This is a genomic window from Eggerthella timonensis (assembly GCF_900184265.1).
Taxonomy (GTDB): domain Bacteria; phylum Actinomycetota; class Coriobacteriia; order Coriobacteriales; family Eggerthellaceae; genus Eggerthella; species Eggerthella timonensis.
Map to the genome: position 1 here is coordinate 1,255,199 of NZ_FXXA01000002.1, position 14,308 is coordinate 1,269,506.

The window sequence follows — 14,308 nt, forward strand, 5'->3', positions numbered from 1 at the left end:
CGATTGCGCCTGCGTCTCCCGCGTTAAGGGGGCGCAACGATTGCGCAACGGGCGGGCGCGGCCAGGTGCGAGACGGTTGGCGTGGGCGACAATGCCCGGATACTGAACATTCCGCCGAAGCGCCGCGCCCGCCCTCGGATGCCCGCGCTCGGCGCGCGTCGAAAGGAATCACTATGCCCGCATCGATCCATCCTCCCGTGCAACTGCATATCGTCCTCGACGAGGACAGCTATCAGGGCGGCGACAGCGTCGAGATGGCGCGCCGCTTCACGGCCGTCGCCCCCACCGACGTGGTGCGCGCCGCGAAGGGCTCGCAGCGTGCCAACGTGCTGCGGTTCGACCTGGGCGACGATGCGGTGACCGCCGAGGCCGACGACGATCCGTTGTGGCGCGACGCGCTTACCACCTGGCTCGACGAGGAGTTCGCCGAAACATCGGCGCTCGTGGCGCGCGAGAACGACGCTCGCGAGAACAACGGCGAGCAGCCGGTGCCGTTCGCGTGGGCCGAAGTGAAGTTCGGCACGGGGCCGGTCATCGCCATTCGCATGAAGGACTCCTCCATCCCGCCCGAGGCGGCCGGATTCGTCGCCCGTGCGCGTCAGCTGCTCGTGGGAGGCGCGTTCGGCGCGGACGCTATCGCCGCCATCCGAATCCCCGCATGCGCCAGCATCGAGGCGCAGCGCGCCGACGCCCATCGCGCCGAGTACCTGGAAGCGCAGCAGTACGAGGCCGAGCATCGACCCGTCTTGCAGGAAGTCGACCGCTATTCGGAAGAGGTGGATCTTGCGACGGGGGAGGGGTGGACCGGCGAGCTGCAGGGCTCGCAATCGAAGCGCGACGCGCCGACGGACAGCGAGCTTGCCGAAGCCGTAGCCGAGGCCGAGGCGGCGCTGCGCCAAGGCGTCGACCCGTCGGACATCGCAGCCGAGGATCGCGCGGCCGACGTCGATGCCGGCGACTTCGCGGTGGAGGCGGAAGCGGTCGAGGTCGGCGGCCGCGCAGGCGACGACGTGGACACGTCTGGTGAGGGCTGCGCGCTCGAAGGCGGCGGCGTGCCCGATCATCTCGACTACCGCGTGTGGAACGTAGCCTACGCCGACGGCACGTCGGTTCGATTCGACTCGGTGCTGGGCGAAGCGCTGATCGACTAGCGGGACGCCTCGCGTCTGCGAGCGCAGCGGCGCCGATGGTGCGCTGCGCTCGCGCAGACGTGCGCCCTACCAGAACAGCTCGGGCTCCTTGCGTTCGAGGCACGTCGATTCCAGCATGGCTATCACTCGGTCGGTAGACTCGCTCGAGAAGCGTTTCGCGTCCTCGGGGCAGCTCTTGACGCACGCGCAGCAATGAAGGCATCCGGCGTCGACGAGCGCGGGGTCGTCTTCGTGGATGATGCCGAGCGGGCAGCGCGCGACGCAGATGCCGCAGCTCGTGCACGCGTCAGAGGTGATCGGGCGCACGTCGGCGCCGGGCTTGAGCTCCTTGTAGGGGCGGTTGCCCTTGATGGCGGGCGCGGGGAGCTCGCGTGCGCGCGCCAGGCGCTCTCCCAGTTCCGCGCCGAAGCGCTGCGCCGCGGCGACGTCGTCGGCGTCGGGGCGGCCGGCTCCCACGCGCGCCGTGAGCGAGTGCTCTCCGACGAACGCTCCTGCGGCGACCACGTTGAATCCGCGCTCGCCCAGCAGGTCGGCGGCTTCCAGCAGCGCGTCGTCGAAGTCGCGGTTGCCGTACAGCCCCACGATCACGGCCGGCGTCCCGCGCCCTTCCAGATGCGCGAACTCGTCGTGCAGCAGCACGGGCACACGCCCGGCGTACACGGGGAACCCGAACACGAGCACGTCGTCGGCCCCGCACGAAACGTCGGCCGGACGCCGCCGCGGCAACGTGAGGTCCGCGGTTTCGACGGAAGCTTCCAGCGGTGCGGCCAGTGCGCTCGCCACCTCCTGCACGATGGTCCTGGTGGTGTGCGTGGGGCTGAAATACACGGCGCGAACGATCGACGGCATGGCGATTCCTCTCTTCTGTCTCGGTCATCCGATGATACCCCTTTTCACGTCGAAGCGTATCGGCGATCGCCGTGCGCATCGTCGGCCGAAACACGAACTTCTCGGCCGCTTTCCTCGTTTTTCGGGCGACCACGCGCGCGTGGGCGTACGTGGCGCGGGGCTCCGATAGAAATACGATGCTCCATCTGATGCGGAGAAACGCGCCGCGGGTATCATGGGGGATGCACTAGATTCGAGCGATACAAGGAGGCATCCATGGGACGAATCGTCTTGCCCGTATACACCCCGCACTACCAACCCAACGGCAACGAGGTCGCCGTCATCGAGACGTCGCGCGGCACGATCCGCGTGCAGCTGGCCGGCAAGGACGCGCCCGTGACCGTGGGCAACTTCATCGAGCTGGCGGCGCGCGGCTTCTACGACAAGCTGAAATTCCATGCGCACAAGCCCGGCTCCGTCGTGCTGGGCGGCTGCCCGACGACGCGCACGCTGGGCCCGGCGCAGGTGGACGCCGCAGCGCGCGGCGTGATTCGCGGCATCCATCCCGGCACGGGCGACGCGCGCTACACCATCGTCGACGAATGGGAGGCCAACCCGAACAACAAGCATGTGCTGGGCAGCCTCTGCATGGCGCACAAGTCCGACCCGAACTCGGGGAGCTGCCAGTTCTACTTCTCGCTGTCGGAGCAGCCTGAATTCGACGACAAGTTCACCGTGTTCGGCCAGGTCGTCGATGGCCTCGACGCGATGCAAGAGCTGACGATCGGCGACGTGATCAAGGGCATCGCCATCGAAGGCGCAGATGAGGAAGCTTTGGCCGAGGCGATCTCGCACGAGCTGCCCCGTCCGAAAACCCCAAAGGAAGTGCTCGAAGAGCTGGAGCGCGAGAAGGCCGAACGCGAAGCCGCCGCAGCGGCGGAGCATGAAGAGGGTCAGCCCGCCGAATAGCGCAAGCGAGGATGAGACGGAGGGACGGGGGTAATGTCTCATCCTGCAGGATGAGACATTACCCCCGTCCCTCCGTCTCATCGGGCGCGCAGGCGCCCCTTACTCGTACGTCTCCACCAAGTCGATCAGCTCTTGCTGCTTGTGGACGTCGAGCTTGCGGTAGATGTTCTCGATGTGGGTGCGGGCGGTTCCCTTTGCTATCTGCAGGTCGCGGGCGATGATGGACAGCGTGCGGCCGTAGGCCAGCAGCACGATGACCTCGCTCTCGCGCGGCGTCAGGCCGTAGTCCCGCGCCACGCACGCGCAGTGCTGCTCGAGCCGCCCTGCGCGTGCGTCCGCGACGGCGACGGCGGGCTCTTCCTCGGCTTCCTTCTCCTTGCGGTTCGTGCGCATCGTCTGCGAAAGCTGCGACACCACGCCCTCGGGCAGCACCATGAACGCCACCACCACGAGGCACAGCGTGGCCAGCATGGCCACGACGGAAATCTGCACGTCGCCGCTGGCGATCATCGCGTCGCACGCCTTTCCCGCCATCGTGCCCACGCCCATGCCCGCGAACATGAACGCCACGCCCAGCCCGAAGATGTGCAGGGCGTTCTCGTTTTTCCTGCGCGACACGTCCACGAACAGCACCCAGGTGAGGATGTCGAAGAACTCGTATCCCACGTTGATCAGCAGGATGGACACCGCCGCATGCGTGTCGAAGAACAGTGCGATGGCCACGAATCCCGCCACCATGATGGGCAGCGACAACCGGTAGGTGAGCGCGGCGTTGAAGCGGTCGCCCAGCTTCGCCACGATGACGAGGAACACCACGCCCACCACGATGAGCGCGAAGATGGCGCTCCCGCCGATGAAGGAGAACGGGTCGGCGTGCGACGGCATGGCATCGAAGAGCCGGCAGAGGAACGAGAACGTCATGATGGAGAACATGAGCTTGCCCACGCCGAACTTCATGCCGCGCTCGTCCCGGTTGCTCTCGTCGCCCGCACGCATCGCATCGCTCGGGCCGGCCAGCTCGGCGGTCTTCGCCTCGCGCGGCTTCCGCGCCAGGTCGCTCCAGGACAATCCGGTACGGTTCGCTTCGAACAGCAGCAGGCCGAACGACAGCAGGGGGATCACCGCGAACCCGATGAAGCTCGTGTGGTCGCTCGACATGCCGGCCACGAGCGCGGTGACGACGGCTGCCATAGGCGAGGCGAACGCGGCGAAGTTGGTGGCGTGCCGTGCGAAACGGTCGCCCCACAGCACCTGCAACGGTCCGGCGCCCAGGCCGCCGAGGACGAGCCCGGCCACCATGAGCGGGGCGCTGTCCGTGGTCAGCGCGAGAGGGATGACCACGCCGCTGGTCGCAAGGGCGACGGGCGTGAGGCGGAACAGCGCGACGCGCACGACACCCTCGCGCTTGCCGCTGCGATTCACTATGAAGGACACGGCGAGTGCGCTCAGTGCGCCGAACAGCAAATAGGCCCACGTGAACGAAGACGCGGCCCCGGCGATGAGCGGCGCGCCCAGGCAGAAGACGATCCACGCACGGCACAGGCCGAATCCGATAACGGTTATCAGGTAGTCGAGCGTGCGCGAATCGCGTTCGGCATCGGTAGCCCCTTCGGTCGCATCGGCCGACAGCGCGCCGATGCCCTCACCTTTGTTGGTGCCGTACTGCATGTGCATCTCTCCCCAGCGTCCATGCCACGGGCCGCGCTTGGGCGCGGCTCCCTCCCGTCTGCAACAAAAACTATAGGAATCATCATACGCAATTTCAAACGTTGATCAAATCGGATGGAGCATCCGATAGGTGGCTGACCTGGAAAATCCTATCCAACGTCAGATGCCGTGCTGAAAATCAGACTGCTCGTCAGATGTGCCCGCTCCGACGGAAGCGTAGGGTGAGAAAGGCAAGAACGGATGCTTCGAAGGAGGGGCATTCATCCGAGTAGGAGGAAGGAACACTATGAGCAAAGGCATGGAAGGCGGAGTTTCCCGTCGTTCGTTCCTGAAGGGTGCGGGCGTCGCTGCCGCCGCCGTGGCGGGCTCCGCCGCGCTGGCCGGCTGCGCGTCGGGCTCGACGGGCGCGGCTTCGGGCGATTGGATGCCGAAGAGCTGGGACTACGAGTGCGATCTCTTGGTCATCGGCTACGGCGGCGCGGGCATGTGGGCGTCCCTCATCGGCGCCGACGAGTGCGGCCAGGAAGTCATCGTGCTGGAGAAGGCTCCCGAGCGCGGCGGCGGAAACAGCTCCATCAACAACGGCGAGTGGACCATCGTCGAGGAGAGCGAGAAGGACCGCTTCGCGAAGTACATCAAGGCCTTCACGCACGGCAAGACGCCTGAGCCGATGATCGACGCCTGGGTGAACGAGTGCGCCCGCAACACCGAGTACGCCGACAAGTACGGCATGACCTACGAGGTGTCCGAGGTCGCGCTGGCCGGCGCCATCCCCGAGTACTACTTCCTGGACGACAACGCCTACGAGGGCTCCTGCAAGCTGTCCTCCGTCGACGGCTTCGGCATGCTGTCGTTCCACGAGCTGGACGCGCAGCGCGAGAAGCTGGGCGTGCAGGTCATGTTCGACTGCCATGACGAGCGCCTCATCCAGAACCCGGAGACCAAGGAGATCGTCGGCGCGTACACGATGATCGGCTCCGAGGAGAAGACCGTGAAGGCCCGCAAGGGCGTCATCCTGACGCTGGGCGGCTTCGAGTTCAACGAGGACCTCAAGAACGAGTACCTCAAGTGCTATCCCTTCAAGTTCGAGGGCTGGCAGTACAACACGGGCGACGGCATCAAGATGGTCGAGGACGTGGGAGCGAAGCTGTGGCACATGGACATGGCGATCTCCATGTACTCCATGTGGACGCGCGACCCCGAGAACGACTTCTCCATCCTGTACTTCATGCCCGGCTTCAGCTACTTCAACGTGAACCGCCTGGGCAAGCGCTACGTCAACGAGAACAGCATGGGCTCGCCGCACAACGGCTGGCACACGCTGCTGCACTTCGACGACGCCATCGACGACTACGACCGCATCCCGTCGTGGTGCATCTTCGACCAGAGCTGCTTCGACGCCGGCAAGATGTCCACGAGCCAGGGCGACTCCTTCGAGTGCGGCAACTTCGCGTCCGACCTGCCGGATTCCATCCGCGCGTGGGACGGCTGGAGCCAGGACAACAAGGCCGAGCTCGACAAGGGCTGGATCCTCAAGGGCGACACGCTCGAGGAGCTGGGCAAGAAGATCAAGGACTTCGACCACTGGATGGACGTGGACACGCTGAAGGCCACCTTCGACGAGTACCAGGCGTTCTGCGAGGCCAAGAAGGACGCGCGCTTCGACCGCGCCGAGAAGACCCTCGTCGCGCTGGACGAAGGCCCTTACTACGCCATCTCCATCTACCCCGGCTCCTGCTCCACGCTGGGCGGCCCGATGAAGAACGAGCACGGCCAGGTGCTCGACCCGGCTCAGAACCCCATCCCGCGCCTGTACGCGGCGGGCTGCTTCGGCAACTTCCAGAGCCACAGCTACGGCATCACCGGCGGCAACAACGCCGAGAACCAGGTGTGGGGCCGCATTTCCGCTCGTCACGCCGCAGGCCTCGAGGCCTGGGACGCGAAGTAGCGGATCCGTATCGATGATCGATCCGGCGTCCCTCTCCCCAGTGGCGCCGGGTGCGAATCTACCCCCTGCGCCCGCCGCTCCCCCGGCGGGCGCACCCCGGCGGGAAACCGCCGACCTTCGGCCCGCCGTTCCTCGGCGGGCTCGGGGGCGGGAAACCGCCCGACAACCGCAAGACGAGATTGATAGGAGAAGCGCATGACCGTGCAAGCACACACCGCCGACCGGCGCCTCGTCGTGCTCGCCGTCCTCGGCGTCGTCCTCGCGCTCACGGCCGCGATGTGGACGCTCGCGGGCTGCGCGCCGAAGGCGGAATCCGACGCACCGGCCGAGTCCGGGCAGCAGGCAGAGGGCTCCGGCTCGGGCTCGGGCTTCGGCGCCTCGGCCATGGACGGCCAGCCCGTGAACTGGACCATGGATTCCGACTGCTCGATGTGCCATACCACCGAAGCCGAGTCCGAGACCGATGCAGCCTGCCCGCAGGGCACGGCGCATAAGGCAGAAGGCGTGACGTGCGCCCAGTGCCATACCGCCGAGAGCGAGCTTTCGACCGCGCACGCCGACGTGAAGTTCGGCGACAAGCCGGCCTCGAAGCCGACGATGGTCACGGTGGACCCGGCCACGTGCGAGTCGTGCCACGGCACGCTCGAGGACATGGCCGCGAAGACCGCGGACTCCACGGCGCTCACCGACGACAACGGCACGACGGTGAACCCCCACGAGCGCCCGGCGGGCGAGAAGCACGAGGAGAACCCGGCTACGTGCACCGACTGCCACAACAACCACTCGAAGGACCTGCAGAAGGATGCCAAGAAGTACTGCGCCCAGTGCCACCACCGCGGCGTGTACGAATGCGGCACCTGCCATGAGCTGCGCGAGCGCAGCACGAAGTAGCCAAGCGAGCATATCCGCTTGAGGCGGGATACCTCCCTCCCTTCCCGCCTCGAGATTATCGAAGACCCGGCCCCTCCCTCGGCCGGGTCTTTCGTTATACTGGGGCGAAACGAGGCGTGGCGACGAGAGGGGCCCGGCATGGCGGTGTTCGAATACGGCGAAGAAGAGGTCGCGTACCTCGCCGCGCGCGATCCCAAGCTGGCCGAGGTGATGGCGGCTATCGGGCATATCGAACGCGAGGTGCATCCCGACCTGTTCGCCGCGCTCGTGAACTGCATCGTGGGCCAGCAGATTTCGACGAAAGCCCAGATCACTATCTGGAATCGCGTGCTCGAGGCGTTCGGCGAGGTGACGCCTGAAACGATGGCCGCCTGTCCCGACGAGGAGCTGCAGCGGGTGGGCATCTCGTTTCGCAAGGTGAGCTACATCAAGGGGGCGGCCGAGCGCGTGCTGTCCGGCGAGGTGGACCTCGACGGGTTGGCCGAGCTGCCCGACGACGAGGTGTGCCGCGTCCTCTCGGCGCTGCCGGGCATCGGCGTGTGGACGGCCGAGATGCTCATGACGTTCTCGATGCAACGTCCTAACATCCTGAGCTGGGGCGACCTGGCCATCCAGCGCGGCTTGCGCATGGTGTACCACCATCGGCGCATCACGCCCGAGCTGTTCGCGAAGTACCGCCGCCGCTACGCGCCGTACGGCTCGGTGGCCAGCCTGTACCTCTGGGAAGTGGCCGGCGGTGCCATCCCCGGCATGAGAGACTGGGCTCCGAAGGGCCGCAAGTAGCAGCGGGCGGGGGCCGCGCGTTGCGCCGCGAGCGTGTGCGTGGAGCGTGGGGAGAGGTGGCCGCGCGCCGCGAGCGTATGCGTGGGGCGTGGGGAGAGGCGACTGCGCGTCGCGAGCGTATGCGTGGAGCGGGGTGGCCGCGCGTCGCACCACCCGCTGCCTTGCCGCGCTTCGGATGTTTCGTGAGAGGCGCTCGTTTCCGCCCCCTTTCTCCTCCGTTTTGCACAGTTTGCTCCCAAATGTTGCGTCGGAGCCTTTCCGGAAGGAGCTTCGCACGCCGCCGGCTGACCCGGCGCGGCATTTTCCCAGGTCACGAGAATCGATGCGCCCGCAACCCGCTCGAAGCGCAACATTGAGGCGAAAAACGTGCGCAAGCCGGGCGGTAAGGTGTCGTCCCGGTTTGCGACGAGGGCGGCGCGGCTTGAAAGCGCCTCGACGCTCGATGTTTCACGTGAAACATTCGTTCGTGTGCGACTGCGAAAAAAGGGGCCGTCGGAACATCCGACGGCCCCTTTTGCTTGCCGTGGTGGGCGATGAGGGATTTGAACCCCCGACCTTGTCCTTGTAAGGGACCTGCGCTCCCGCTGCGCCAATCGCCCGTTTTGTCGCCGCATTTCACGCGCCGTGCAGCGAGCATTCATTCTCGCATAGAAGACGCATTCGCGCAACGAATCCCCAGGAAAGCCTCATCTCTCGCCCCGGCGCGACAAGACGCGCTGGAACGGCGTGGGATTTTGTGGCGCAGCACGTGCAATGCGCATTGGAACGGGTGGCACGAAACGTGGAATCGGCGTTGGATCGGCGTCGTAAACGCGCAAGGTCCAGACGGTTTTTCATGGTGAACTGTGCCATCGAAACGTGAGATGAGCTGGTCATACTGAAAGGAGGGAAAACGGCGGAGAGGACGATATGAAGCGGAGCAGAACAACGATCGTCGGCATTGCCTGCGGGTTGGCGTGCGCGGCATGCGTGCTTGCATACACCCAGGGCGTGCGCGGCGAAGCCGATGCGGCGCGGGCGGAGGCGTTGGCGCGCTACGGGGGCGAGCAACTGGAAGTGTGCGTGGCGAAACGCGATATCGCGGCGGGCGAATCGGTGGATGCGGGTGCGGTGGAGACGCGTTTGTGGGTGGCCGACCTGCTGCCCGCCGAGGCGTTTCGGTCGGCCGACGACGTGGTGGGGAGGAAGGCGTCGTCGACGATCCTCGCGGGCGAGGTGCTGTCGGGGCGGCGTTTTCGCGAAGCGGGCAACCGCCTCGACGTGCCCGAGGGCTTGACGGCGGTGAGCGTTCCGGCGAAGGACGTGCAGGCGGTGGGCGGCGCCGTCGCGGCCGGCTCGCAGGTGGACATGTACGCCACCGGCGGCACGTCGACCGACGTGCTGGCAAGCGGCGTGCTCGTGCTGGCCACGAGCGCGAGCACGCAGGGGTCGGCATCCGATGCGAAAGTCTCGTGGATCACCGTGGCCGTCGCGCCCGAGTCGGTGCAGGAAATCGTCGCGGCGGCGCAGAAAACCGAGCTGTACTTCACGTTGCCGGGAAGCGAGGGGGAGCGATGAGCGGATCTTTGGTGGCGCTGTGCGCCGACGCGATGAGCTTGCAGCATCCCGAGGCCATCGGGCTGGCAGGCGAGAACCTGGCGGCTCAAGGGTGGCTTCGCCTCTTCTCCTCCGCCGAGGAAGCGCGCCGGTTCCTGCGCGCGGATCGCCTGGTGGACGAGGTGTGGGTGGCGTCGAGCGACGACGTGGCGCCTATCAACCTGGCGGCAACGCTCAAGCGGGACCGCAGCGACCGCTGCGTGTGCATGCTGGCGTTCGAGGACACGGGTTCGCTCAAGAGCAGGGTGAGCGCCACGGGCATCGACGCCTCCCTCACGCGCCAGGCGCTGGCCGATCGCTACGCGCGCCGCAAGCAGGCCTACGCGTGCCCGTGGCCGACGACGGCGCCGCAGGCCCATGCGCCCGCGACTGCGTCCGCTCCGGTCGCGCGACCCGTCCCGGGGCCCGCGCCCGCTCCCGCGCCTCGGTCGGCGCAGCTCGAGGATCGTCGCCCGCGGGCGCATGCCGGGTTCCTGCTGCCCGTGGTCAGCGGGAGCGGCGGCGCGGGCAAGAGCACGGTGGCCGTGCTTTCGGCGCTCGTCGCGCAGCGGATGGGCTTCAACACCCTGCTGCTCGATTTCGACCTGCAATTCGGCGACGTCCCGGCGCTCATGGGCGCGCAGGACCCGCTGACCGTCGACGACGTGCTGGCCGCGCCGGCGCGCCTCGACCAGCTGCGCTCCGACGGGCGGCAACCGGCGCTTTTGGCCGCGCCGCGCCGCCTCGAGGACAGCGAGGCCGTCGTCGGGCAGGCTCCGCAGCTGCTCGACCAGCTGATGGCCCGCTTCGACGTGGTGGTGGCGAACACGGGCGCCGCCTGGGCCGAGCAACACGCCCTGCTGCTCGAGCGCAGCTCGAAGGCCCTGTTCCTCGTCGACCAGCGTCCGTCGTCGTTACGTGCCTGCCAACACGCGCTCGATTTGTGCGCGCGGTGCGGCATCGCGACTGGCCCCTTCCTGTACGCCCTCAACCGGTGCGCGAAGAACGCGCTGTTCACGTCCATCGACGTGTCGTGCGCGCTGCGCGGCGCCCACGTGTTCGAGCTCAAGGACGGCGGCGGGGACGTGGAGGAGCTGCTGGGTTCGGGCCTGCCGTTCGAGCTGCTCGCATCGAAGAACGATCTGTGCGCGAGCCTTGAGCAGGTGCTGGCGTCCGTGTTGCCTGCCGGCGGGCGCGCGGTGCCGCAACCGGAGGACGGGTCGCCGCGCGCGACGGGGTTCCGCCTGCCGATGAACAAGCGGCCGCGCCGCAGGAGGAAGGAGGCGGCATGTCTCTCATGAGCCGCGTGCGCGACGTCGACGATGCGCCGTCGCTCGCCCCCGCGCCAGGCGACGGGGCGCTCGAGCAGCTCAAGGAGCACATTCAGGCGTTCGTGTCCATCGACGAGATCGCCGCCATCATGGCGCAGCAGCCCAGCCGTGCCCGCAACGAGCTGAAAAGCGCCTGTCGCCAGGCGTTCGAGGGCGCCGCCTGGGCGGGCGTTTCCGAACGGGAGCGGCAGCGCCTGACCGACGATCTCATCGACACGGTGTTCGGCTTCGGCCCGCTCGAGCCGTTGCTGGCCGACGAGTCGGTCACCGAGGTCATGGTGAACGGACCCTCCGACGTGTTCTTCGAGCGCGACGGGCGCCTGTGCCGCAGCGAGCAGCGCTTCGCCGACGAGGGGCAGCTGCGCGCGCTCATCGACCGCGTGCTGGGGCCGCTCGGGCGCCGCGTCGACGAGGCGTCGCCCATGGTGAACGCGCGGCTGCCCGAAGGCCACCGCGTGCACGTGATCATCCCGCCCCTTGCGCTCGACGGCCCCGTGATGACCGTCCGAAAGTTCGCGAAACGGGTGATGACCTTGGACGACATGCAGGCGACGGGGTCGTTCGACGATACGATGCGAACGTTTCTCGTGTGGGCGGTTCGCACGCGCAAGAGCATCGCCGTGTCGGGCGGCACGGGCAGCGGCAAGACCACGCTGCTCAACGCGCTGTCGTGCGAGCTGTCGCCGTCGGAGCGCATCATCACCATCGAGGATTCGGCCGAGCTGCGGTTCCTGGAGCATCCGCACGTCGTGCGCCTGGAAGCGCGGCCCCGGAACGCGGAGGGCACGGGGGAGGTGACCATCCGCGACCTCGTGATCAACGCGCTGCGCATGCGCCCCGACCGCATCGTGGTGGGCGAGTGCCGCGGTGCCGAGGCGCTCGATATGCTGCAGGCCATGAACACCGGCCACGACGGCTCGCTGACCACGCTGCACGCGAACTCTCCGTCCGACGTGGTGTCGCGCCTTGCGACGATGGTGCGCTACGCGGTGGACTTGCCCGTGGACGTCATCGAGTCGAACGTGGCCAGCGCCTTCGACGTGGTCGTGCAGACGGCTCGCGCGTTGGACGGATCGCGGTTCGTCTCGGACGTGGCCGAGCTCGCGTACGACGGCGAGAAGCGCTGCTGCACGGTCCGTGCGCTGTTCGCGCGGGGCGTCGCGGCGCCTGCGGGCCGGTGGGCGGCGCTCCCGTCGTGGATCGACGAGGTGGCGGAGAAGGGCGTGGCCGGGTTCGAGGAGGTGGAGCGATGGAAGCGCAGCTCGTGCTCGCCGGCGTAGGCGCGTTTGCCGCGTTCGGCTGCGGGACGGCGGCGAGCGTGTCGCTGACGAGCCGTTCACGCCGCCGACCTGCGGCGATCGCCGTCGATGCGGAGATCCGCCCGGGTAGGATCGCCTGGCTGCTGCGCAACGGGGTGCGCGGGATGCTTCCGGTTGCGCGGGCGCTCCTGGGCAATCGGAAGCTCGCGGTGCTCGTGCGGGAAGCGGTACGGGTGGCTGACGCGCACGGCCTGATGACGACGGAGGAATCGCTGCTGTCGGCGTGCGTTGCGGCGCTTGCCGTCGTCGGCTTGGGCGCGTGCGCGTTGTCGCGCTCGCCCGTGTGCGGGATCGCCGTCGTCGCGTGTTTGTGCGCGTGCGCGGTCGTCTGGCTGCGCACGGTGCAGGACAAGCGGCGCGATGCCCTGCGCGAGGGCATTCCCGACGCGTTGCGCTCGATGGGCGTGTGCTTCCAGTCGGGATTGTCGCTGCTGCAGACGTTTCAGCAGGTGGCAGGGGAGGTGAAGGGGCCGCTCGGGTCGCTGTTCGCCCGCGCGGCGCATCGGATGGAGACCGGCGGCAGCGCCGAGCAGGCCCTCGCCGTGCTGCGGGACGGCTCGACGGTGGCCGAGCTGGCGTTCGTCGCCGTCGCGCTCGACGTGCAGCACCAGGCGGGCGGCAGCATGAAGCAGGTGCTCGACGCCGCGCGCGACACGGTGGAGAACGAGATCGGGCTGCGGCGCGCGCTGCGCGTGCAGACGGCGCAGGCGAAGCTGTCGGCGCGGGTGGTGAGCGTGCTGCCCTTCGTGCTCATAGCGGTGTTCTCGCTGGTGAGCGAAGGGTTCCTCGCGCCGTTCTTCGAGAGCCCGCTGGGGATTGCGCTGCTCGTGCTGGCGTTGGGCATGCAGGCGGCGGGCATCGCGGCGGTGCGCCGCATGCTGGCCGTGGAGGTGGGGTGATGGGGTATGCGCAGGCACCGTTGCTGGTTGCGGCGGCCATGGCGGCCGCCGGGGCGGCCGGCGGGCTGGCGGGCGCCGCGCTGCTGCGGCGGCGGGCTGCCGCAACGCGGCGCGAGCGGTTGCGCCGGGCGGCGGCCGCATCCGGCGCGCACGGAGAACCCACAGGCGGAGAGCCCCGCCTCGTGCGGTACGCGGCAGGGCTCAGCCAGAGGCTCGCCCTCGGCGCGACCGATTCGCTGGCCGGCCGCCTGCGGCTCTTGCGAGCTCGAAGGTGGTTTTCCCGGCACGCGAAGCAGGCAGGCTTGGAGCGCGTCGTATCGGCGGAAGGGTTTTGCGAAGCTGCGGTGCGCCTGACGTGCGCCGGAGTGCTCGTGGGCGCGCTCGTGGGCGCGGTGCTGTCCACGGAGCTCGCCGTGCTCGGCGCGCTCGCCGGGGCGGCGGCCGGCGCGCTCGCGATGCCCCGGGCCGTGAAACGGGCGCGCCGCATGCGGGCCGACGGGCTCGAGCGCGACCTTTCGGAGATGCTCGAGGTGGTGACGCTCGGCTTGCGCAGCGGCCTGTCGTTCGACCGCGGGTTCGCGCTGTACGGGTCGCACTTCGCGTCGGAGCTGGCGCGTGCGTGCGCGGGCGCTCAACGTGCCTGGTCGTTGGGGCTGACGAATCGCGAGGACGCGCTGCGCGACCTGGCCGCCTCGTACGACTCGCCGCTGTTCGCGCGCGTCGTGGAGGGCATGGTGCGCTCGCTGCGCTTCGGCTCGTCGTTGGCCGAGGGGCTGGAGTCGGCTGCGGCCGAGGCGCGCGCGGTGCACCGTGCGCAGGTGGAGGAGCAGGTGGCGAAGGCTCCGGTGAAGATGATGGTGCCCACCGGCACGCTCATCCTTCCGGCCATGCTGCTGCTCGTGCTGGGGCCAGTGCTGCTCGAGCTGATGGAAGGGTTATGAGATGA

The 14,308-nt window shown here is 68.3% G+C and carries 12 protein-coding genes and 1 tRNA gene; 10 read left to right on the forward strand and 3 right to left on the reverse strand.

Annotated features, from left to right (window positions below; genetic code table 11):
• Positions 1–173: 173 nt before the first annotated feature.
• Complete coding sequence (locus C1A15_RS05155; protein ID WP_101721564.1) at positions 174–1,151, forward strand: hypothetical protein; 978 nt, start codon at positions 174–176, stop codon at positions 1,149–1,151.
• A gap of 66 nt (positions 1,152–1,217) precedes the next feature.
• On the opposite strand, the gene C1A15_RS05160 is transcribed toward C1A15_RS05155, so the two are convergent.
• Positions 1,218–2,000 (reverse strand): 4Fe-4S ferredoxin, encoded by a 783-nt coding sequence (locus C1A15_RS05160; RefSeq protein WP_101721565.1) that lies wholly within the window; start codon positions 1,998–2,000, stop codon positions 1,218–1,220.
• A gap of 255 nt (positions 2,001–2,255) precedes the next feature.
• Between C1A15_RS05160 and C1A15_RS05165 the strand changes: the two genes are divergently transcribed.
• Positions 2,256–2,948: a peptidylprolyl isomerase gene (locus tag C1A15_RS05165; protein WP_101721566.1), complete on the forward strand. Its 693-nt coding sequence runs from the start codon at positions 2,256–2,258 to the stop codon at positions 2,946–2,948.
• A 99-nt stretch (positions 2,949–3,047) separates the two neighbouring features.
• On the opposite strand, the gene C1A15_RS05170 is transcribed toward C1A15_RS05165, so the two are convergent.
• Entirely contained in the window at positions 3,048–4,616 is a 1,569-nt protein-coding gene (locus C1A15_RS05170; RefSeq protein ID WP_245864922.1) for a helix-turn-helix transcriptional regulator, read from the reverse strand.
• A 286-nt stretch (positions 4,617–4,902) separates the two neighbouring features.
• Here C1A15_RS05170 and C1A15_RS05175 point away from each other — a divergent pair, with 286 nt between their 5' ends.
• The 3 genes from C1A15_RS05175 (at position 4,903) to C1A15_RS05185 (ending at position 8,238) form a co-directional block, all read left to right on the forward strand.
• The gene (locus tag C1A15_RS05175) at positions 4,903–6,564 is read left to right on the forward strand and encodes an FAD-dependent oxidoreductase (RefSeq protein WP_101721568.1); all 1,662 of its coding nucleotides are present in this window, start codon (positions 4,903–4,905) and stop codon (positions 6,562–6,564) included.
• A gap of 195 nt (positions 6,565–6,759) precedes the next feature.
• The gene (locus C1A15_RS05180) at positions 6,760–7,455 is read left to right on the forward strand and encodes a cytochrome c3 family protein (protein ID WP_101721569.1); all 696 of its coding nucleotides are present in this window, start codon (positions 6,760–6,762) and stop codon (positions 7,453–7,455) included.
• 138 nt (positions 7,456–7,593) lie between these two features.
• Positions 7,594–8,238, forward strand: a complete 645-nt coding sequence (locus C1A15_RS05185; RefSeq protein ID WP_101721570.1) for a DNA-3-methyladenine glycosylase family protein — start codon at positions 7,594–7,596, stop codon at positions 8,236–8,238.
• Between the two features lie 524 nt (positions 8,239–8,762).
• On the opposite strand, the gene C1A15_RS05190 is transcribed toward C1A15_RS05185, so the two are convergent.
• Positions 8,763–8,837: transfer RNA gene (locus C1A15_RS05190), tRNA-Val, on the reverse strand.
• 310 nt (positions 8,838–9,147) lie between these two features.
• Between C1A15_RS05190 and cpaB the strand changes: the two genes are divergently transcribed.
• Genes cpaB through C1A15_RS05215 form a run of 5 tightly spaced genes read left to right on the forward strand, consistent with a single transcriptional unit; the run spans position 9,148 to position 14,303 of the window.
• Positions 9,148–9,795, forward strand: a complete 648-nt coding sequence (gene cpaB / locus C1A15_RS05195; RefSeq protein ID WP_101721571.1) for a Flp pilus assembly protein CpaB — start codon at positions 9,148–9,150, stop codon at positions 9,793–9,795.
• Positions 9,792–11,114 carry a CpaE/TadZ family protein gene (locus C1A15_RS05200; protein WP_101721572.1) on the forward strand — a complete coding sequence of 441 codons (1,323 nt, stop codon included), beginning with the start codon at positions 9,792–9,794 and terminating at the stop codon, positions 11,112–11,114. Before cpaB ends, C1A15_RS05200 begins: the two co-directional genes overlap by 4 nt.
• Positions 11,102–12,424: a TadA family conjugal transfer-associated ATPase gene (locus C1A15_RS05205; RefSeq protein WP_101721573.1), complete on the forward strand. Its 1,323-nt coding sequence runs from the start codon at positions 11,102–11,104 to the stop codon at positions 12,422–12,424. The genes C1A15_RS05200 and C1A15_RS05205 overlap by 13 nt, the downstream gene beginning before the upstream one ends.
• Positions 12,394–13,362, forward strand: a complete 969-nt coding sequence (locus C1A15_RS05210) for a type II secretion system F family protein (RefSeq protein WP_101721574.1) — start codon at positions 12,394–12,396, stop codon at positions 13,360–13,362. The genes C1A15_RS05205 and C1A15_RS05210 overlap by 31 nt, the downstream gene beginning before the upstream one ends.
• Entirely contained in the window at positions 13,362–14,303 is a 942-nt protein-coding gene (locus C1A15_RS05215) for a type II secretion system F family protein (protein ID WP_101721575.1), read from the forward strand. The genes C1A15_RS05210 and C1A15_RS05215 overlap by 1 nt, the downstream gene beginning before the upstream one ends.
• Positions 14,304–14,308 lie beyond the last annotated feature (5 nt).

What these genes read in the sequence shown, in the direction of transcription:
- C1A15_RS05155 (WP_101721564.1), top strand. Translation starts at nt 174, where the DNA reads ATGCCCGCATCGATCCATCCTCCCGTGCAACTGCATATCGTCCTCGAC.
- C1A15_RS05160 (WP_101721565.1), bottom strand. Translation starts at nt 2,000, where the DNA reads ATGCCGTCGATCGTTCGCGCCGTGTATTTCAGCCCCACGCACACCACC.
- C1A15_RS05165 (WP_101721566.1), top strand. Translation starts at nt 2,256, where the DNA reads ATGGGACGAATCGTCTTGCCCGTATACACCCCGCACTACCAACCCAAC.
- C1A15_RS05170 (WP_245864922.1), bottom strand. Translation starts at nt 4,616, where the DNA reads ATGCAGTACGGCACCAACAAAGGTGAGGGCATCGGCGCGCTGTCGGCC.
- C1A15_RS05175 (WP_101721568.1), top strand. Translation starts at nt 4,903, where the DNA reads ATGAGCAAAGGCATGGAAGGCGGAGTTTCCCGTCGTTCGTTCCTGAAG.
- C1A15_RS05180 (WP_101721569.1), top strand. Translation starts at nt 6,760, where the DNA reads ATGACCGTGCAAGCACACACCGCCGACCGGCGCCTCGTCGTGCTCGCC.
- C1A15_RS05185 (WP_101721570.1), top strand. Translation starts at nt 7,594, where the DNA reads ATGGCGGTGTTCGAATACGGCGAAGAAGAGGTCGCGTACCTCGCCGCG.
- cpaB (WP_101721571.1), top strand. Translation starts at nt 9,148, where the DNA reads ATGAAGCGGAGCAGAACAACGATCGTCGGCATTGCCTGCGGGTTGGCG.
- C1A15_RS05200 (WP_101721572.1), top strand. Translation starts at nt 9,792, where the DNA reads ATGAGCGGATCTTTGGTGGCGCTGTGCGCCGACGCGATGAGCTTGCAG.
- C1A15_RS05205 (WP_101721573.1), top strand. Translation starts at nt 11,102, where the DNA reads ATGTCTCTCATGAGCCGCGTGCGCGACGTCGACGATGCGCCGTCGCTC.
- C1A15_RS05210 (WP_101721574.1), top strand. Translation starts at nt 12,394, where the DNA reads ATGGAAGCGCAGCTCGTGCTCGCCGGCGTAGGCGCGTTTGCCGCGTTC.
- C1A15_RS05215 (WP_101721575.1), top strand. Translation starts at nt 13,362, where the DNA reads ATGGGGTATGCGCAGGCACCGTTGCTGGTTGCGGCGGCCATGGCGGCC.